The following is a 19516-nucleotide window of genomic DNA, read 5'->3' as shown; positions in this document are numbered from 1 at the left end:
ATGGACGCTCCGGACAACCCGCACTGCCGAATCCACCTCGAAGGCGACTTCCCGGCGGCCCCGCCGTCGGCCCGCCCTCAGTCCCTGAGATCCACCAGCAGCGGCGGCACCTGCTCCCCCGACACCGCCGTCAACGACACCACCGCGTGCCCCGCCGGCAACGCGTGCGCCAGATCCGACGGCGACCACCGCAACCGCTCCACGTCCCGCGTCGTCACCGACTCCGTCTGCGCCGTCGTCCCCGACAACGCCTTCCGCCCGACCCGCCCGGCCCGCCGGATCACCCCACCGGAGGTGTCGGGGGTGTGGGTGACCGCGGTCTCCTGCACCAGGTGCGTCCCCCAGGCCTCCGAGAACAGCTTGCCGTCCCACGGCGCGATCCCCGGGAACGCCATCCGGCAGCCGACCGCGCCGAACAGCGGCGCCCGCAGCGCCTCCGGCAGGTCCACCAGCGTGCGCAGCAGCAGCACCGCGCCCGCGTTCGCCCCGCGCATCCGCTGCAGGCCGCGCACCGCGGTGGCGTCCAGCGCCGCCGAGGCGTCGTCCACCACCAGGCCGGCGAACAGCGAACGGTCCTCGCGGGCGCCGGCCGCCTGCACGAACTGCCCCACCACCAGGCGGGACAGCATCCGCGCCGCCTCCGGGTGGCTCCGCTCGGGCAGCTTCACCCGCACCCGCAGCGGGTGGTCCAGCACCCGCATCGCGAACGGGGGCCGACCGGTGCCGTCGGTCGCGAAGGCCCCCTCGAAGGCGGGCCGCTCCAGCAGCGCCAGCCGGTCCGCCAGCAGCGCCCCGGGATCGTCCGCCCGGTCGCGCTGCCGCTCCCGGTGCTCCAGGTCCCGCTCGTGGACGGCCAGCCGACCGGCCGCGCCGAGCGCCTTCACCAGGGCGGCCAGCACGTCCGGATCACCGGCCAGCAGCGCCCGCAGCTCCCGCACCCCCGGGTAGCGGCCGTACGCCGCGTGGAAGGGGCCCACCACCTGCTGCAGCGCGGTACGGGCGTGCTCGGCGCGGGCGGTCAGCTCGTCCGGCAGCAGCGCCTCGGCCAGCCGGGCGGCCGCCTCGTCCGGGTCCCGCGCGGCGCCGTAGAGGTCCAGCCCGTACAGCGAGGACGGGTCGCCGGGCGCGATCACCACGTCGTACCAGGAGTCCGGACCGAGATCGGCGTCCGCCGCCCCGACCACCACCGCGCAGGCGGTGCCGGACAGCGCCTGCAGGCACAACGCCTCGGCCACCGGCCGGGCCAGCCGCGCCGTCTTCCCCGTCCCGGCGGGGCCCACCGCGAGCAGCGAGGTGCCCAGCACCGCCGGGTCCAGCGCGAAACCGGCCGCCCGGTGGCCCAGCGGGTTCTTCGGGACGTCCTGCGCGGTGCCGAGCCGGACCTGACCGAGCAGCAGATCGTGCCGCTCGGCGCGATCGGGCAGCTCACGCGCCTCGGAGGGGTGGGCGAAGGCCGCCGCACCGCGGGTGGCCACCTGGTCGGCGAAGGCGGGCACGAACACCGGGTCCGCCTGGGCGGACTCCCAGGCGCGCCGGATCCGCACGTAGTCGACGTCCCCCACGGCCTCGCCGTCCAGCCGGGCCGCGGCCTCGGCCGCGCCGCCCTGGCGCAGCCCGGCCCACGGATCCTGCCCCCGCACGGCCTCGGCCACCCCCGGGACGTCCTCCTCGGCGGGCCGCTCCTGCGTCACGGTGCGCGACACCAGCGGCGCGACGTAACGGCGCCACACCTCGGGCCAGCGGCCCATCCGGCCGAAGACCTTGATGACGATGCCCATCACCAGGACGTTCAGAGTGAGGACCACCGATGTCGCGACGAAGGCCGACTGTGACGGAAGGACGCCGACCAGCGTCGCCCCGTCCGTAGCGAACTCGACGCCGTAGACAAAGGCCAGCCACCCCACCACCGCGTTCAACCCCGCCCGCAGCAACAGCGGCCAGGTGGCGACCTTGGCCGCCTCCGCCCGCTCCGGGTCGATGCGGCGGTAGCCGAGCCGGTAGATGCCCGGGTCGGCGTCCGGGCGCGGGGCGCAGGCCCAGGCCGCGAGGTCGAAGTCGGGGGTACCCGCGCCGGGGCGTTGGGAGGGGAGCGGCGTCGGGGGTCTGGTGGTGGTGCGCTCGCCGTGGTGGTGTGCCCCGTCGTGTGCCATGTACGGCCCCGCTCCCTCGCCCGCCCGGCCCGACCGCCGTCGGTGCCGCCATACCCATGCCGCCGTACCGGCGACACGCCCGCGCTCAGGGTAGTGGAGCGTGGCCTGCGGGTAGTCGTACCGCCCGTGCTGGCCGTGCCGGACAAGTCGGGCGGCGCACTGCTACCGAGTGGCGCGTGCCCGGGTGGGGAGGGCGGCCGTAGCCTGCGAAGCACCGAGCCGAGAAGTCTGGAGAAACCCCATGAGCGCCGCAACGCCGCTCCCGCAGGAGCGCCGCCTGGTCACCGCGATCCCCGGTCCGAAGTCGCAGGAGCTGCACGCCCGCAAGCTGGGTGCGGTGGCGGCCGGTGTCGGCACCACCCTGCCGGTGTACGTGTCCCGTGCCAACGGTGGCGTGCTGGAGGACGTGGACGGCAACTCGCTGATCGACTTCGGCTCCGGCATCGCCGTGACCAACGTCGGCAACAGCGCCGAGGCCGTGGTGGCCCGGACGACCGAGCAGCTGGCCAACTTCACCCACACCTGTTTCATGGTGACCCCGTACGAGGGTTACGTGGCCGTCGCCGAACAGCTGAACGAGCTGACCCCGGGTGACCACGAGAAGCGCACCGCGCTGTTCAACTCGGGTTCCGAGGCCGTCGAGAACGCGGTGAAGATCGCCCGCGCCTACACCAAGCGCCAGGCCGTCGTGGTGTTCGACCACGGCTACCACGGCCGCACCAACCTGACCCTGGCGCTGACGGCGAAGAACATGCCGTACAAGCAGGGCTTCGGTCCGTTCGCCCCCGAGGTCTACCGGGTGCCGGTCGCCTACCCGTACCGCTGGCTGACCGGTGCGGAGAACGCCGCCACCGAGGCCGCCGCCCAGGCGATCGACGCCATCAACAAGCAGATCGGCGCGGAGAACGTCGCCGCGATCATCATCGAGCCGATCCAGGGCGAGGGCGGCTTCATCGAGCCGGCCAAGGGCTTCCTGCCGGCGATCGTGGAGTTCGCGAAGGCGAACGGCATCGTGTTCGTCGCGGACGAGATCCAGACCGGCTTCTGCCGCACCGGCCAGTGGTTCGCGTGCGAGGACGAGGGCATCGTCCCGGACCTGATCACCACCGCCAAGGGCATCGCGGGCGGTCTGCCGCTGTCGGCGCTGACCGGCCGCGCCGAGATCATGGACGCCGCGCAGACCGGCGGCCTGGGCGGCACCTACGGCGGCAACCCGGTGGCCTGCGCCGCCGCGCTGGGCGCCATCCAGACCATGAAGGAGCAGGACCTCAACGGCAAGGCGCAGCGGATCGGCGAGATCATGCTGGGCCGCCTGCGGGCGATGCAGGAGAAGTACGAGATCATCGGCGAGGTCCGCGGCCGCGGCGCGATGATCGCCATCGAGCTGGTGCTGCCGGGCGGCAAGGAGCCGAACGCGGAGGCCACCGCGGCCATCGCCAAGGCGTGCCACGCGGAGGGCCTGGTCGTGCTGACCGCCGGCACCTACGGCAACGTGCTGCGCTTCCTGCCGCCGCTGGTCATGCCGGAGCACCTGCTGAACGAGGGCCTGGACATCCTGGAGGGCGCGTTCGCCGCCCTCTGAGCGGTGTCGCCCGTCAGGCGGTGAACCCCTCCGGAGGGTTGTCCGGACAGCGCTGAACGGCCCGTGGGGACCTCTGGTCCGCACGGGCCGTTCGGTTTCCGGGCGCACCGTGCGGGCGGGCCGGGCATGGTCGCCGGGGCGCCCCGGAGGCCGCCCGGCGCAGGGTGAAGATGATGTGCGGAATCGCTGGAGGCGCTCGGCGCGGAAGGGGTGTTGACGTAGTGTCATCACAGATGGACAGCGAGCCTCAGCCGTTGGCGCGGCCGTCCGCGGGGCCCCTTCCGGGGCCTCTTCCGCGGGTGCCGCACGAGGACGACCAGGCCGGCCCGGGAGGGCCGGCGCACACCGAAGACCGATCGACCGACCGTCCGCCCCACACCCCCCGGGACGCGCGGAACGGCGATCATCAGAGCCGCCCCGGAGCTCTCCCCCCTGCTCCGGGGCGGCTGTTCGCCGTCCTGGGCCGGGCGGCGCGGTCGGTGGCCGTGCCGGTGGTGGCGGCGGCGCTGTTGCTGGTGGTGTCCTGGCAGGTCGCGGCGGACGGGCCGCTGCTGGGCGTGGACCGCTGGGTCCGCCGGGCGGTCCGCACGGCCCACCGGGACTTCCCGAACGCGCTGCTCGACCGCCTCGGCCATCTCCTGTCGGACCTGGGCGGCGGTGTCCCGGCGGTCCCGGTGCTGCTGCTGGCCGGCGCGCTGGCCGCCTGGCGGGGTCGCCGGGCCGGGGCGGGCCGCTGGTGGCCGCCGTTGCCGGTGGCGGCCCTGACGGCGGGGCTGATCCCGCTGCTGGTGGTCCCGGCGAAGTCGGCGTTCGCCCGGCCGGGGCCGCTCGGGGAGCCGCTGACGGCGGGCCAGTGGGGCTGGTACCCCTCCGGCCACACCGCGACCGCGACGGTCGCGTACGGGGTGGCGGCGCTGCTGCTGGCCCGGGTGGCGGGGCCGCTCGCCGCCCGGGGGCTGGCGGCCGGTGCGGCGCTGCTGTCGCTCGGGGTGGGCGCGGGGCTGGTGTGGAGCGACTTCCACTGGCTGCTGGACGTGGTGGCGAGCTGGTGCCTGGCCGTCCTGGTGCTGTGGTCGCTCGCCCGGTGGCTGCCCCGGCCGGGTTCCGGCAGGCGTCAGGCCTCGGGGTCCTCGTTGCGGTGAACCAGGCCGGCCTCGCCGTTGTCGCGGTGCCACTCGATGACGAGTTCGTCGCGGGCGCCGAAGCGGACCAGGTGGCGCCCGACGACGTCCTCCAGGCCGGGCAGGTTCTCGCGCTCGCCCTCGACGGTGAGCAGCAGTGCGTCCGGCTGCGCCTCCAGGGTGGCGGTGCCGGCGCCGAAGACCAGCGTGCCGCGGCCGGTCTCCTCCGAGTAGACGGCCTCGATCTTGCGCCCCATGTGGGCGGTGAGCTGCTTGGCGTAACGGCCCGGCCGGTCGGTGGCGACGCGGGCTTCGGAGCGGGGCATGGGCCCTCCAAGGTCGGGGAGGGGAACTTAGGGTCCCCTCACTAGGCGCAACGCTAACCCAGATGCTGAGCTAGGCTCAACATATTTCCGCGACCGTCCTCCGCCGCCGGCCGCGGGCCCCGGACCGGCGGCTACCCTTGGGCGGACGCCAGCCGAGGAGACCGCCGATGACCACCACGCCGACCGATGAACCGGCGGACTCCTCCCCCGACCCCCGGCCCGGCACTTCGGGTGCTCCCGGCGCTCCCGGAACCGTCGGCACCGCCGGCACCGCCGCCGAACTCGCCGACGCGATGACCAGGGCGATCAAGCGGATCCGCCGTCAGACCGGCTGGCGGCTGGAGCCGTACGGCATCACCCCCGGCCAGGCCCGGGCGCTGCGCATGCTCGCCCACGTGCCCGGCTGCGAGACGCCGGACCACGCGATGCGGCTGAGCGACCTCGCCGACAAGCTGCACATCGCCCCGCGCTCGGCGACCACCGTGGTCGACGCGCTGGAGGAGGCCGGCCTGGTCGAGCGCAGCCCCGACCCGGCCGACCGGCGGGCGGTGCGGATCCTGCTGACCGAGGCCGGGCGGGCGGCGGTGGAGCGGATCGGGCAGGTCCGGGACGAGGTGGCGCAGGAGTACTTCGGCGAGGTCAGCCCCGCCGACGAGGAGGTGCTGCTGCGGGTGCTGCGCTCCGCCGAGGCCCGCTTCCTCGCAGCCGGGCCACCGCGCCGCTAGCGGCCCCCGGGCGCAGCGCGGTGATCCCGATCCCGGCGATCACCAGCAGCGCGGCCGCCGCGGCGGACGGGCTGATCCGCTCGCCGAGCAGCAGCCAGGCCGAGGACATCCCGAACACCGGGACCAGCAGCGAGTAGGGCGCGACGGCGGTCGCGTCGTAGCTGCGCAGCAGGAAGCTCCAGGCGACGAAGCCGAGCAGGGTGGAGACCAGCCCGACGTAGCCGATCGCCCCCAGTCCGGCCGGGGTGATGTCGCGCAGGGCGCGCAGGTCCGCCTCCGGCCCCTCGACCAGCAGGGACAGGGCCAGCAGCGGCAGCGGCGGGACGGCGCTGACCCAGACCATCCAGCGCAGCGCGTCCGGTGGCGCGGCCATGCGGGTCAGCACGTTGGCCAGGCCCCAGGCGACGGCGGCCAGGACGACGAGGGCGAAGGCCCCGAGCGGTCCGCCGGCGCCCTGGTCCCAGGCGCTCAGCGCGATGCCGGCGAAGGCGACCGCCAGGCCCGCCAGCCGCTGCCCGCCGGGCCGTTCGCGCAGCAGCACGGCGGCGAACAGCGCGGTGAAGCCGGCCTGCCCCTGGAGCACCAGGGAGGAGAGCCCGGCCGGCATCCCGGCGTGCATGCCGAGGAAGAGCAGTCCGAACTTGACCACCCCGAGGACCACGCCGACCGCCACCACCCAGCGCCAGGCCACCCTGGGCGGGCCGACGAAGAAGACCGCCGGCACCGCGACGACGGCGAACCGGAGGGCGCAGAAGAGCAGCGGCGGGAAGCTGTCCAGGCCGACGTGGATCAGGACGAAGTTGAGGCCCCAGACGGCGGCCACCAGGACGGCCAGGGCGATGTGGCGCGGGCTCATGCCGCCCCCGCCACCGGTGTTTCCCGTGCTGCCCGTGGTGCCCGTGCCGGGCTGGCCGCTCGGGGCGGCGGCGGTTGTCGCGGTCATGGGTCGAGCATGGTGGCGCCGGACCATGTAGCACCAGCGATGAATACTGAAGGGAACACTTTAGGATCGCTGCATGATGGATCTGGGGCGCCTGCGCGCGCTGCACGCGGTGGCGGTGCACGGTTCGGTCGGCGGGGCGGCGGCCGCGCTCGGCTTCACGCCGTCGGCGGTCTCGCAGCAGATCGCCAAGCTGGAGCGGGAGACCCGGACGGTGCTGCTGGAGCGGCAGGGCCGGGGCGTGGTACTGACCGACGCGGCGCGCGAGCTGGCCGTCACCGCGCAGACCGTGCTGGGGCTGGTGGAGCAGGCCGAGGTGCGGCTGGAGGAGCAGCGCGGCCAGGCCGTCGGGCGGCTGCTGGTGGCGGCGTTCCCGTCCGGTGCCCGTGGACTGATGCCCGCGGCACTGGCCGACCTGCGGCGGCGCTGCCCGGAGCTGGACGTCCGGCTGCTGGAGCGCGACCCCTATCCGGCGGCCGAGCTGGTGGCCCGGGGCGAGGTGGACCTGGCGCTGGTGCAGGACTGGCCGACCGTGCCGCTGCCGGTGCAGGAGGGGGTCTCCCGGATGGACCTCGGCACGGACCCGGTGGACCTGCTGCTGCCCGTCGACGACGGGCTGGCCGCGCTCGACCCGGTGCCGGTGGAGCGGCTGTGCGGGCAGCGCTGGATCAGCGTGCCGCCCGGCAACATCTGCCACGACTGGCTGGTCCGCACCCTGCGCGAGGCCGGCGAGGAGCCGGACGTGCGCTACCAGGTCGGGGAGTTCGAGACGCAGATCGCGCTGGTCGCGGCCGGGCTGGGGATGGGCCTGGTGCCGAGGCTCGGCCGGGGCCCGCTGCCGCCCGGGGTGGCGGCCCGCCGGGTGATGCCGGAGCCGAGCCGGCGGGTGTTCGCACTCTGGCGCTCCCAGGCCTCCCGGCGGCCGGCCATCACCGAGGCACTGGCCTCGATGCGGGAGTGCTGGGGGCGGCTGCCGGTCTGAGCGGGCCTCCTGCCGGCCCCCGTACGAGCTTGTCGTCGGGCCTCGTACGGACGTCGCGAGGCCTCGCGCGGACGTCGCGAGGGCTCGTGCGGACGTCGTGCGAGTGCTCTACGGGCTGGTACGCGCTTCAGCCGGCGAAGCCGATCACCAGCCACATGAAGCCGACCCCGGCGACGGTGCAGAGCAGGGTGCTGCGCGAGGGGTGCGGGCTGTGGGCCTCGGGGAGGATGTCGGAGGTCGCCAGGTAGAGCAGGAACCCGGAGAAGAAGCCCAGGTAGAGGCCGAGCAGGTGCTCGGAGATGGTGAACGCCAGGGTGATCGCCGCACCGGACACCGGGGCCAGCGCGTCCGCGGCGAGCAGGGTCAGCGCCCGCCGCCGGTTGTTCCCGTACAGCCGGGTGATCGTGTACGTGTTGAAGCCGTCGGCGAAGTCGTGCGCGACCACCGCGATGGCCACCACCGTGCCGACCGTGGTGCCGGCCTGGAAGGCGGCGCCGATCGCGAAGCCGTCCATCACACTGTGCCCGACCAGGGCCAGCGCGGCGGTCAGCCCGATGCCCTGGCGTCCGGTGGAGTGGTCGTGCACGTGGTGGCCGTGGGAGTGGGCGGCGTACTCGCCCTCGTGGCCGCGGTGGATGGCGACCGCGCGCTCGACCACGTGGATGGTGAGGAAGCCGGCCGCGAACATCAGCAGCGCCTGCGGTACGCCGTGCACCTCGCCCGGCGCCTGGTGGATCGCCTCGGGCAGCAGGTCGAAGGCGACCACGCCGAGCATCAGTCCGGCGGCGAAGCCGAGCACCAGGTGGCGGCGGTCGCGGGTGCGCTGGGCGACGAAACCGCCGACCAGGGTCATCAGGAACGCCGCGGCGGCGACCAGTACCGCGGTCATCGGATCGACTCCGTCCCGGGTCCGGCCGGGTGGCCGGGGCCCTGGTCGGATGGTCCGCCGAACGCTCTGCCCATTCCTCTCCCCCTGGGATCCGCCCGTGGCCGGGCCGATCGCCGACCGTACCGGACGCCCGTTCGACGGTGATCACCCGGGGTGCCGGGACCGGGTCGGGAGCCGTTCCCCCAGCCTCGGCCCGGGCCCACCGGGGCGCCCGCCGGACGGGCCGCCGACTGGGCCGTCGGAGTGAGGCCGCACGTCGGCGCGGCCTGCCTGCGGGCGGGTCAGCCGCCGGTGGCGAGGGGCAGCCCGAGGTGGGTGTGGGCGAGTTCGCGGACGCCGTCGCCGTCGATCAGGTGGATGTGCCGGTGGCCCTCCCCGGCGGTGAGGTCCAGCACCTCCTCGGTGAACCGGCCGGTGGTCAGCCGCAGGCCGCGCTCGGCGGACTCCTCGCCGACCGCCTCGGCCAGGGTCTCGATCTGCTCGGCTCCGATCGACGCGGCGTCCCGGGAGGCCCAGACCACCCAGCGGCCGGGCAGCGCCGTCCCCGGTGCGCCCTCGCCGGTGGCGACCAGCCCGGCCGGGCCGCGCAGCCGGACGCTCCACCGCGCGATCCCGCCGCGCGTCAACAGGTCCCGCACCAGCTGGGCGAACTCGTTGGCGGACAGGTCTGAGGCGGCCGGGACGGTGACCCCGGCCCGGGCGGCCGGCTGGACCCCGGCCAGGTCGTACGGGTCCGGGGTGACGGCGGCGCCGAGCCGGCGCAGCCGCACCAGCGCCTCGTCCTGCTCGGCGTCGGCGTAGACCCCCTCGTCGTCGCGCTCCTCGTACGGGGTGCCCGGCGGCAGCAGCCGGGTGCGGGCCAGGGCGTCGCGGTCGGCGTCCACGCTGACCAGGCAGAGCGGTTCGGCGGCGGGATCGGCGGGATCGCGCAGCCAGCCGTTGAGCACGACGCCGGCGAGTATCTCGTCGGTGTCGACGGCGTCGGCGGCCTGCAGGGCGCGCAGGGCGAGCCGGGCGACCAGCCGCAGGTAGTCGGTGGCCCGGTCCGCGGGCGGGCGCGGCACCGGGAGGATGTCGCCGTCCGGGGCGAGCCGGTAGCCGGCGAGCGAGGGCACCAGGTCGAGCGGGGGCAGGTCGAGGTCCAGCACGGCGGTGCGGGTGAGCGGGCGGAAGACCGCCCGGCAGGGCGCGGGCAGGTCCTGGGTGGCCGTCTCGGCGGCGGCCAGCGCCCGTTCCAGCAGCGACTCCACGGCGGCCGGCTCGGCCAGCCGGTAGGCCCGGCGGCACTCCTCCAGGCTCTCGTTGTACTCGCGCACGGCGCGGGCCCGGGCCTCCTCGGCCGCCTCGTGGGCGCGCCGGGACTCGTCGGCGGCCGGGCTGCCGGCCTCGGCCCGCCGGGTGCGCCACTCGCGCAGGGCGCGCTGGTGGGTGAGCCGGGCCTGCGCCAGCTCGCGCTGGTAGCCGGAGTCGAGCAGCCGGCGGGACGGGCCGCTCTCCGGGTCGGCCGCGGGCGGCTCGGCGGGCGCGAAGTCCTCCCAGCGGGGCTCGGACTCCTCGGCCGTGTCGGAGCCGTCGGCCGGGTAGGGGCGGGGCTGGTAGTGGCGCAGCTGGCTCTCGAAGTCCATGGCCGCGACGGGCAGCGCGGCCCGCCGCAGCAGGTCGGCCAAGCGGTCGTGTTCGGCCCGCACGGCGAGCGTGCGGTGGTGGGTCAGGGCGGCGGCCCGGGCGTGCGCAGCCACGGCCTCGTCGGGGGCGGCCTCGTTCGGTTCGGCCTCACCGGGGCCGGAGACGGGGCCGGAGGCGGGTCCTCGACCGGCGAGGCCCGGGGCGGCGGAACCGTCACCGGCCGGTCCGCCATCGACCGGGCCGCCATCGATCGGCCCACCCTTGGTCGGAGCGCCGCCGGACGGGCCGTCACCGGCCGCGCCTCCGCCGGGGCGGCCGGTGGCGGCGCTGTCCGGCGCGCGCTCCTCCTCGGCTCCGAGGTCACGGAAGACCGAGGCGAGGAAGCCAGGCCGGGGGAACTGGACGGTGGCGGTTCCCTCGGACTGGCCGTCTGCTGAGTACTGCATCGGTCGTCGTTCCCCCATGCTCGTCCGGCGCCTGCCCGGGGCGATCGGCGAGCCTGAGGACCCGCCCCTGCCGGACATTGTCCCCCGAACGGGCGCGGCGGTCAGCCAAGCCGCTCAGTTGGTCCGGGTGTTGGTCAGGTGCAGACCGATGTAGCCGACGTAGATCCGGCCGCTGCCGGAGCAGTCGTCCAGGTAGTGCAGCCGGGGCGCGGTGCGGCCGCCGCCGATCCGCAGGTGCGCGCCCATGAACGCGCGCCGGGAGGAGTCGACGCATTCCGGCACCGGCAGCATCCGCTCGCGCTTCCACTTGGTGTGGCTGAACACCGTCCGGGACTCCCCGCGGACCGCCTTTCGGGGCGGGAAGCGGCGGCAGCCCTCGGGGGTGCGCTCGCACCACTGCTTGAAGTCCCCGCCGGCCGCACCGCGCACGGCCGCCTCGGCATACTCCTGAAGGGCGGTCAGCCCGTCCCAGGCGAGCCTGGCCCAGCCCGCGCCGGCGCACTGGAGCTCGTCCAGGGCGAGCGCGCTCTTCTGGTCACCGGTGAAGGTCACCAGGGGGAACTCGCCCAGTCTGGCCATGAGTTCGGTGAAGGTCTCGGGCGTGCCGCGGCCGTCGTGGGGCTGGGCGGCCGAGTGCGGCCCGGCGCCCGGCCCGCTGCCCGGTGCGACGCAGTGCCGACCGGTCAGGGCGCGGGTGCCGGAGTGGAGGCGGCCGTCCCGGATGTCCCGGCCGTCACGGCCCTGCCCCCGCTCGCGGTGTTCGCGGCGCTCCAGGCGCAGGGTGTGCCGGACCCGCTCCAGCTCGTCGGCCCGGGCCTGCTGCTCGACGCGGTCCTGCTGCTCCTCGCGGGCGAGCGCGGCCAGTTCGTCGCCGTGGCACGCGGCGGCCCGGCCGGTGGTCCGTTCCGCGGCCTGCTCGGCGTCGTGCTCGGCCGTCCGCTCGACGCCCTGCTCCGGTGCCCGGTCGACGGTCTGCCCCGCGGTTCGCCGCCCAGCCCGTTCCGTGTCCTGACCCGTGGCCTGAGCCGTGGCCTGTTCCGCGGTCTGGCGGAGCTGCGGCGGCGGGACGCGCAGCACCGGGACGGCCGCCAGCGGCGGCGGCAGCGGCTGTTCCGCGGCCAGGCGGCGCGGCTCGCGGGCGAGCAGCCCGGCGGCGCGGCGCAGGTCCTCTTCTATTCGGCCCCGGGCGAGCACCGGATGTCGGGCGCTGTCCTGGCGGGAGGCCGGGTCGACCTCGGGGAGGTAGGTGCGCACCGCCCCGCCGTAGACGGTGTGGTACTCCAGCGCGACGTTGAACCAGGTGCGGGCGCCGGGGTCCAGCACGTAGGCGGTGGCGAGGCCGGGCAGCTGCTGGCAGAGCGGGGCCACCACGTCCTGCACCCAGCGGTCGAGCGGGAGGTTCACCGGGACGCTGGCCACCACGGTGGGCAGCCTGCGCTCGGGGTCGCAGAGCTCGTCGATCAGGGCGTCGACCTCGTCGGCCGTGATCACCCGGGGTGCGAGGTGGACGGCGGCCGGGCCGTCGGTGGCGTCGAGCAACGGGAGGAGCGAGCGGGCGAGTTCGGGCACCGGCACCCGGCACGGGGTGCGCACGCCGCTGCCGGTGCTGTGGGTCTCGGCTTCCAGCCGGACCCAGGTGGGGCCGTCCGGGGCGGTGGCCACGGTGAGGGTGAGCTGCTGGGTGCCGTGGGGGGCCGGGGTGCGCAGCCGGCGGCGGTCGTAGCGGCCCGCGTCCGGGGCACCGCTGCCGATGTCCGGGTCGTAGCGGCCGACGTCCGGGTCGCCGCGCAGCGGCCCCTGGTCGCGGTCGAGCAGGACGCGCTCGCCCAGCCGCAGCCGCTCGGTGCTGGGAGCCGGTTCGGCGCTCCGCCCGGCGCGGGCGGGACGGGTCGGCGGGGGCTCCTCGAAGCCCTCCTGTTTCAGCCAGGAGGCCAGCTGTTCGTCGGCCAGGGCGACGGCCTCGGCGTGTGTCAGGGCCGTGGTGACCGTCATCCGGTAGGGCGCCGCGGGACCGCGGGCACCGGGCAGGTCGGCGGCGGCGTGCGAGCGGACGCGGTTCGGGGCGGAACGGTTGGCGATCGGATGGTTCGAAGCCGGGCGGTTCGCGGTCGGGTGGGTCGAGGTCGGGCGGTTCGCGGTCGGATTCGTCGTGGACTGGGGATTCGAGGTCGAACGGTCTGAGGTCATGCGCATGCCTCCGCGGTGCGGGGTCGGGTCCTGTGTCCTCCATCGATGGTTTCGTCCGGTTCTGCCGGAGCCTTGCCCAGGAAACGCCACGGCCCGGAGGGGAAGTTCCAACTCCGGGCCACGACACTACGTTCGGGTGAATCTACTCAAGCGGTCTTCCGCGTGGCGCGGCGCCTGGTCTACGGGAAGCGGCCGGTCACGGGCCGTCCGACGGACCGTCCGACCCCCTGGCCCCACGGGCGCCACCCTTCCCCGCGGTCAGACCGGCACCTCGACATAGGTGCGGCCGGCCGGGATCGCCACCGCGCTTCCGCCGGTCGCCTCGGCCAGCCAGGTGTGGAACTCCGCCACGTCCGGCTCCGGCACGCCCACCTCGATCCGCACCCCGGTGGCCTCGTAGGCCAGGTCGCTCACCGCGTACCCGGCGGCCCGCAGGTCGTTCTCCACCCGCCCGGCCCGCACGTGGTCCACCGTCACGGCCAGCAGCGCGACCGGCCGGCGCTCCAGCAGGCCGATCTCGTCCACCGCCTCCGACACCGCGTTCCCGTACGCCCGCACCAGGCCGCCCGCGCCGAGCTTGATCCCGCCGAAGTACCGGGTGACCACGGCGACGGTGTCGGTCAGCCCCCGCCGGCGCAGCACCTCCAGCATCGGCACCCCGGCCGTGCCGCCGGGCTCCCCGTCGTCGCTGGAGCGCTCCCGGTGCTGCTCGTCGCCGACCACGAAGGCGGTGCAGTTGTGCCGGGCGTCCCAGTACTGCTTGCGGATGCCGGCGATGAAGGCCTGCGCCTCCTCCTCGTCCGCGACCCGGGCGAGGTGGCAGATGAACCGGGACTTCTTGATCTCGATCTCGTGGCTGCCGGCCCGCCGGATGGTGAGGTACGGCCTGGGGGTCGGCTCCGGCGTGGCGGACATGGCGCGGGGGTCCTCCCGAGGACGGCGAAGGCTGACGGCGCACGCCCGGGACACCGGAGCGGCACCGCCAGCCTAGTTGGCGCGCGGCGGGAGGGGTCAGCGGCCGGGACCGACGGCCCGCCGCGGTCGGGTCAGCGGCCGGCCAGGGCGTCCAGCCGCTCGCGGTCCAGGCCGGTCAGCGCGGTGACCTCGGCGAGGTCGACGGCGCCGCAGTCCAGGCCGCGCAGCAGGTAGCCGCTCAGCGCCCGGGCGGTGGCCGGCTCGTCCATCACCTCGCCGCCCGCCTTCGCGACGTACGCGGCCAGCCGGGCGGCGGCGGCCGCCAGGCCCTCGCGGTAGAAGGAGTAGACCGCGGCGTAGCGGGTCGGCAGGTGCGCCGGGTGCATGTCCCAGCCCTGGTAGTAGGCGCGGGCCAGCGAGCGGCGGACCAGGCCGTGGTGGAGCTTCCAGGCGGCGTGCACCTGCTCGGTGGAGCCGGTCGGGACGACGTTGGTCGAGCCGTCGGAGAGCCGGACCCCGGTGCCGGCCGCGGCCACCTGCATGACCGCCTTGGCGTGGTCGGCGACCGGGTGGTCCATGCTCTGGTGGGCGGCGCCGACGCCGCAGGCGGCGCTGTAGTCGAACGTGCCGTAGTGCAGGCCGGTGGCGCGGCCCTCCGCGGCCTCGATCATCCGGGCGACGGTGGCCCGGCCGTCCGGGCCGAGGATCGCCTGGGTGGTCTCGATCTGGATCTCGAAGCCGATCCGGCCGGCGGGCAGCCCGGCCCTCGCCTCGAAGTCCTCCAGCAGCCGGACCAGCGCGGTGACCTGCTCGGCGTACGTCACCTTGGGCAGGGTCAGGACCAGCCCGTCCGGCAGGCCGCCACCGGCCAGCAGGGTGCCCAGGAACAACTCCAGGGTGCGGATGCCGCGGGCGCGGACCGGCGCCTCCAGGCACTTGATCCGGATGCCCAGGTACGGCGGGGCACTGCCGTCGGCCACCGACGCGGCGACCAGCTCGGCGGCGCGGACGGCGGCCGCGTCCTCCTCGGTGTCGGGGCGGGGGCCGTAGCCGTCCTCGAAGTCGATCCGCAGGTCCTCGACCGGCTCGCGCTCCAGCTTGGCGCGGACCCGGGCGTGCACGTCGGCGAGCAGTCCGTCGTCCGCGACGCCGAGGGCGCGGGCCAGCTCGGCGGGGGTGGCGGCGTGGCGGTCGAAGGCCTCCAGGGCCCGGCGGCCCCACTCCCGCACGGTGTCGGCGCCGAAGGCGTCCGCCGGGACGTAGACGGTGTGGACCGGCTGCCTGGTGCCGGGCTCGCCCGGGTAACGGCGTGCCAGTTCGGCGTCGACCGGGGCGAGCAGCGCCTCCACGGCGGCACGGGCCGCGGAGGAGAAGGAGGCCCCGCCCGTCGGCCCGTTTCCGTCGACCCCGACCCGTGTCATCCGCACTCCTCCATGCCGAACCAGCGCTTCAACATTTTGTTGAGGCGAAGGTAGCCCCGGCGGGATCGGGCGTCAATGGCCGCCCGGTGCCCGGACGGTGACGGCTGCGGCCGGTCCCCTCGGGCGGTCCCCGGGGTCAGTCCCTCCCGGCGTCGGCGTACCGCTCGTTCAGTGCGGGATAGAGGTCGGCGACCTCCTTCGGGTGGACCGCACCGTCCGGTCCCTTCCCGGTGGCGCCGTACCTCCTGGTCAGCCAGTCGGCGAGCCGCTGGGCGTCCGGCTGGTGGTTGTGGGCGTCCATGTACGACAGCAGCGCCTCGTAGGCGAGGTCGAGGTCGAGGTGTGCCGGCCCCGGACGGGTGTCGGACACCTCACCGGGAAGGGGCTCCTCGACCGGCTCCAGGTGCTCCGAGGACGGCTCCGCGGCCACCGGTACGGCGTTGAACCACGGTGAGGTCGGGCGGGGTGCCCGACTGACGGGGGCGGGGGCGGGGGCAGGCGCGGGAGCGGGGGCAGGAGCAGGAACGGCAGGAGCCTCAGGGCCCAGGGGCGGAACTGGAGTGGCGGCGTCGGGTCGCTGGCCGCCGGCGCGGGTCTGTCCGGCCGCCCAGACGTCGACCTCGTCTCCACGCTGCACCGGGCCCTCGACGGGCTCGCCCTCCGGCTCGGCCTCGACGCGCCGACGGACGGCGGCCAGCTTCGCCAGCACCGGTGCGGCCACCTCGACGGGTACCGGCGGGACGGTGGCCGGAGCCTGGGGCTGCTCGGGCTGGAACTGCTCGGGCTGGACCTGTTGCGGCTGCGCCGGGGCCTCGGCGGCCGACACAGGCTCGATCTCGGGGTGCGGCTCGGGCCGGGGCTGCGGCGGCTGGACCGGGTCCGCCTCGACCGGGGCGATGGCCGCAGCGGCCCGACCCTCCTGGAGTTCCGACTCCGGGGCATCCTGCTCGATGGCCTCCACGGCCTCGACTGCCTCGGCCTTCGTGGCCTCGCGCTCACGGCCCTCGTCGTCCAGCCGGTCGAGCAGCGCCGGGTCCAGCGGCACGCCGAACTTGGCGAGCTTGAGCGGCAGCAGTGCCTGGATCGGCGCCGAGCGGCGCCAGCCACGGCCGTACCGGAAGCGCAGCTGCGCCCGGTAGACCAGGCGGTTCTGCTCGAGTCGGATGACCTCGTCGTAGGAGCGGAGCTCCCAGAGCTTCATCCGCCGCCAGAGTCGGAAGGTCGGCACCGGGGAGAGGATCCAGCGCATCACCCGGACCGACTCCATGTGCCGGTCCGCCGTGATCGCCGCGATCCGGCCGACCGCGTGCCGCGAGGCCTCGACCACGACGACGAAGAGCACCGGGATGACGGCGTGCATCCCCATGCCGAGCGGATCGCCCCAGGAGGCGGCCGCGTTGAAGGCGATGGTGGCGACGGTCAGCAGCCACGCGGTCTGCCGCAGCATCGGGAAGGGGATCCGCAGCCAGGTCAGCACCAGGTCGAGTGCGAGGAGCACCACGATGCCGGCGTCCACGCCTATCGGGAAGGCGTAGGAGAAGGCGCCGAAACCCTTCTGCTCGGCCAGCTCGCGCACCGCGTTGTACGAACCCGCGAAGCCGATGCCCGAGATGATGCAGGCACCGGCCGCGACCATGCCGAGCAGGCCCCGATGGGCCTTGGTGAGCGTTGGGCGTGCCATTACGTCTATCAACCCCTGGATGTCGGCTGCTGCCGTACGCTGCCACGGCTGCCGGGTCCCGCTGGTCGGGCCGCCGGACGGCTGAGCAACCGCCGGGCCCGGCCCACCGGAGTTTACTCGTACACCTGTTTAAGCGTTTCCACAGCCTGGGGTGTCACAGTGCGGCGGCCCGACGCCGGCCCCGGCACCGCTCGGAGCCGCGCCGGAGGCCGACCGGACCGTCAGCGGGTCTGCCCCGCCGTGCCGTTGAGGTAGGTCAGTACGGCCAGCACCCGACGGTTGGCGTCCTCGTCGGGGGCGAGTTCGAGCTTGCCGAAGATGTTGGCGATGTGCTTGGCCACCGCACCGTCGCTCACCGAGAGCCGGGCGGCGATCGCCGAGTTGGAACAGCCCTCGGCCATCAGTTCCAGCACCTCGCGCTCGCGCGGCGACAGCCGGAGCAGCGGGCCGGGCCGGCGCGAGGTGGTCTGCATCAATTTGGCGATCACGTCCGGGTCCATCGCGGTACCGCCCGCCGCGACCCGCCGCACCGCGTCGATGAACTGCCCGGCGTTGAACACCCGGTCCTTCAGCAGGTAGCCGATCCCCCCGGTGCCGTCGGCCAGCAACTCCCGCGCGTAGAGCTGCTGGACGTGCTGCGACAGCACCAGCACCGGCAGGCCCTGGATCTCCCGCCGGGCCTTGAGCGCGGCCTGCAGGCCCTCGTCGGTGAGCGTCGGGGGCAGCCGGACGTCGACCACGGCCACGTCCGGGCGGTGGGTCAGCAGCGCCTCCAACAGTTCGGGACCGGTCTCCACCGCTGCGGCGATGGTGAAGCCGTGCGCTTCCAGCAGCCGGATCAGGCCTTCGCGAAGGAGGTAGAGGTCCTCGGCGAGGACAACTCGCACGGCAACTCCAAGGTGATGGTGGTGGGTCCGCCCGACGTGCTGTCGATGGAGAGGACACCGTCGAAGGTACCCAATCGCTTCTCGATCCCGCGCAGCCCCGTCCCCCGCGAAGGGTCCGCCACCCCCACGCCGTCGTCCGTCACCGTGACCCGCAGGGAGCCGGCCCGGTACAGGATGTCCACCCACACCTGGTCCGCCCCCGAGTGCTTGGCCGCGTTGGCCAGCAGCTCGCAGATGCTGAAGTACACGGCGGCCTCCACCGGGGCCGGCGGCCGGTCCGGCAGGCTCACGCACACCTCGGTCGGCAGCGCGCTGTCCAGTGCCAGGGCGCGGACGGCGTCGCCCAGTCCGCGCTCGGCGAGCACCGGCGGGTGGATGCCGCGGACCAGGTCCCGCAGCTCCTGGAGAGCCCGGGCCGAGGACTGGCGGGCCTCGGCGAGGAGCTCCCGCGCGGCCTCCTGGTCGGTGTCCATCAGGTGCTCGATGGTGCCCAGCGTCATCCCTATCGCGACCAGTCGCGCCTGGGCGCCGTCGTGCAGGTCCCGCTCGATGCGCCGCAGCTCGGCCGCCTGGTTGCCCGCCGCGTCCGCCCGCGTCTCGGTCAACTCGGCCACCCGCCTGGTCAGCTGGGCGTGCGTGGCCCGGCCGTCCTGGTCCAGCACCCGGCGGGCCGCCTCCGCGTACATCCGCACCGCGAACGGGGCCACGAGCGTGCCGACGGCGACCATGGCGGCCCCGAGCACGACGCTCAGCAGGACGGACACCATCCGGCCGTTCAGCGGCCCCACCCCGTCCGTCGGCACCGGCCCCGCGAGGATGTAGCCCACGCCCAGCCCGAGCAGCACGGCCACCGGCCCGACCAGGGCCACCACGAGGAACGGGTTCACCACCAGCCAGAGCAGCTCGGCACGGGTGGTCCGGTCCCGCAGTCCCCAGTGGACGGCCTGCGCGTACTTCGCCACCGTCCGCGAGCGGTGGTACGTGTAGCCCGTCCACCAGTGGCCACGACCGTCCAACTCCAGCTCCGGACGCGGCTCGTACACGGCAGGCAGCCGTATGCCGAACCAGCGCTCCAGCTGACCGCGGGTGCGGGTGGCCACGCCGCGGACGAGGAAGGCTGCCACCGCGGAACCGACGAACGCCGCCACCAGCAGCGCGGCGAGGATCGCCGGGGAGTAGTTCTGGAGCGCCTGGGCCGCGATCACCCCCGAGAGAACGGCGGCCGCCACCGGCAGCGCGAGCCCCGGCACCGCGCTCAGCAACACCACGACCAGTCGGGTCAGCCCCTCACCGCCGGCCGCGAACGCGGCCCGGGCCTGCGCACGTACGGACGTGCCGCTCGTACGACTCACTGTTGTCACGGGAAGCTCCTGGTGCCGGTACCGATCGTCCTCCATCAGTGTTCACGAACCGCCCGGCACCCACACTGGCCATGGCACCCCAATTCCGGGGTGGACCTAGGACCACCTGCTGGTGGACGAAGTGACACCATCGAGTGAGATGATCCGGAAATGCGAAGAACCCCCATCCGGGACCCGGATGAGGGTTCTTCAGCAATGATTGTTCGGCGGCGTCCTACTCTCCCACAGGGTCCCCCCTGCAGTACCATCGGCGCTGTAAGGCTTAGCTTCCGGGTTC

15 protein-coding genes and 1 rRNA gene are annotated in these 19516 nt (G+C 74.8%); 4 read left to right on the top strand and 12 right to left on the bottom strand.

From position 1 onward, the window contains the following. Positions 1-77: 77 nt before the first annotated feature. Positions 78-2150, bottom strand: a complete 2073-nt coding sequence (locus tag ACFY0X_RS33510) for an ATP-binding protein (protein WP_387760251.1) — start codon at positions 2148-2150, stop codon at positions 78-80. A gap of 241 nt (positions 2151-2391) precedes the next feature. On the opposite strand from ACFY0X_RS33510, the gene gabT reads away from it, so the two are divergent. Together gabT and ACFY0X_RS33500 are read left to right on the top strand one after the other, a co-directional pair. Then, positions 2392-3732, top strand: a complete 1341-nt coding sequence (gene gabT, locus ACFY0X_RS33505) for a 4-aminobutyrate--2-oxoglutarate transaminase (RefSeq protein ID WP_387760249.1) — start codon at positions 2392-2394, stop codon at positions 3730-3732. A 479-nt stretch (positions 3733-4211) separates the two neighbouring features. After that, positions 4212-4874 (top strand): phosphatase PAP2 family protein, encoded by a 663-nt coding sequence (locus ACFY0X_RS33500; protein ID WP_387760248.1) that lies wholly within the window; start codon positions 4212-4214, stop codon positions 4872-4874. Here ACFY0X_RS33500 and ACFY0X_RS33495 read toward each other — a convergent pair. Beyond that, entirely contained in the window at positions 4847-5179 is a 333-nt protein-coding gene (locus tag ACFY0X_RS33495) for a DUF2218 domain-containing protein (RefSeq protein WP_387760246.1), read from the bottom strand. The two genes, ACFY0X_RS33500 and ACFY0X_RS33495, sit on opposite strands and share 28 nt — an antisense overlap. A 167-nt stretch (positions 5180-5346) precedes the next feature. On the opposite strand from ACFY0X_RS33495, the gene ACFY0X_RS33490 reads away from it, so the two are divergent. Further along, positions 5347-5904: a MarR family winged helix-turn-helix transcriptional regulator gene (locus ACFY0X_RS33490; RefSeq protein ID WP_387760244.1), complete on the top strand. Its 558-nt coding sequence runs from the start codon at positions 5347-5349 to the stop codon at positions 5902-5904. On the opposite strand, the gene ACFY0X_RS33485 is transcribed toward ACFY0X_RS33490, so the two are convergent. Beyond that, positions 5819-6760: an EamA family transporter gene (locus tag ACFY0X_RS33485; protein WP_387760310.1), complete on the bottom strand. Its 942-nt coding sequence runs from the start codon at positions 6758-6760 to the stop codon at positions 5819-5821. The genes ACFY0X_RS33490 and ACFY0X_RS33485 overlap by 86 nt on opposite strands. Before the next feature lie 160 nt (positions 6761-6920). Between ACFY0X_RS33485 and ACFY0X_RS33480 the strand changes: the two genes are divergently transcribed. Then, entirely contained in the window at positions 6921-7826 is a 906-nt protein-coding gene (locus ACFY0X_RS33480) for a LysR family transcriptional regulator (protein ID WP_387760243.1), read from the top strand. Between the two features lie 127 nt (positions 7827-7953). On the opposite strand, the gene ACFY0X_RS33475 is transcribed toward ACFY0X_RS33480, so the two are convergent. The 9 genes from ACFY0X_RS33475 to rrf form a co-directional block, all read right to left on the bottom strand. Beyond that, complete coding sequence (locus ACFY0X_RS33475) at positions 7954-8715, bottom strand: ZIP family metal transporter (RefSeq protein ID WP_387760241.1); 762 nt, start codon at positions 8713-8715, stop codon at positions 7954-7956. Between the two features lie 281 nt (positions 8716-8996). After that, positions 8997-10787, bottom strand: coding sequence for a restriction endonuclease (locus ACFY0X_RS33470; RefSeq protein WP_387760240.1), 1791 nt, complete (start codon positions 10785-10787; stop codon positions 8997-8999). Positions 10788-10901: 114 nt separating this feature from the next. Continuing rightward, on the bottom strand, positions 10902-12974 hold the full coding sequence (locus ACFY0X_RS33465) for a hypothetical protein (RefSeq protein ID WP_387760239.1): 2073 nt from the start codon (positions 12972-12974) through the stop codon (positions 10902-10904). A 258-nt stretch (positions 12975-13232) separates the two neighbouring features. Continuing rightward, on the bottom strand, positions 13233-13889 hold the full coding sequence (locus ACFY0X_RS33460; RefSeq protein WP_387760237.1) for a YigZ family protein: 657 nt from the start codon (positions 13887-13889) through the stop codon (positions 13233-13235). Positions 13890-14020: 131 nt separating this feature from the next. Further along, entirely contained in the window at positions 14021-15310 is a 1290-nt protein-coding gene (locus ACFY0X_RS33455) for a DUF6986 family protein (RefSeq protein ID WP_387760235.1), read from the bottom strand. A gap of 136 nt (positions 15311-15446) precedes the next feature. After that, entirely contained in the window at positions 15447-16991 is a 1545-nt protein-coding gene (locus ACFY0X_RS33450; RefSeq protein WP_387760234.1) for a DUF2637 domain-containing protein, read from the bottom strand. Between the two features lie 221 nt (positions 16992-17212). Further along, a complete protein-coding gene (locus tag ACFY0X_RS33445; protein WP_387760233.1) occupies positions 17213-17878 on the bottom strand; it encodes a LuxR C-terminal-related transcriptional regulator in 666 nt (221 codons plus the stop codon). Beyond that, complete coding sequence (locus tag ACFY0X_RS33440) at positions 17830-19239, bottom strand: sensor histidine kinase (RefSeq protein WP_387760232.1); 1410 nt, start codon at positions 19237-19239, stop codon at positions 17830-17832. The genes ACFY0X_RS33445 and ACFY0X_RS33440 overlap by 49 nt, the downstream gene beginning before the upstream one ends. A gap of 201 nt (positions 19240-19440) precedes the next feature. Next, positions 19441-19516, bottom strand: a 5S ribosomal RNA gene (gene rrf, locus ACFY0X_RS33435); the annotation flags it as partial.

The sequence above is a fragment of the Kitasatospora sp. NPDC001547 genome, assembly GCF_042894165.1.
Classification (GTDB): Bacteria; Actinomycetota; Actinomycetes; order Streptomycetales; family Streptomycetaceae; genus Kitasatospora.
The sequence above is the reverse complement of the archived record's forward strand: the minus strand, read 5'-3'. Positions and strand labels throughout refer to the sequence as shown.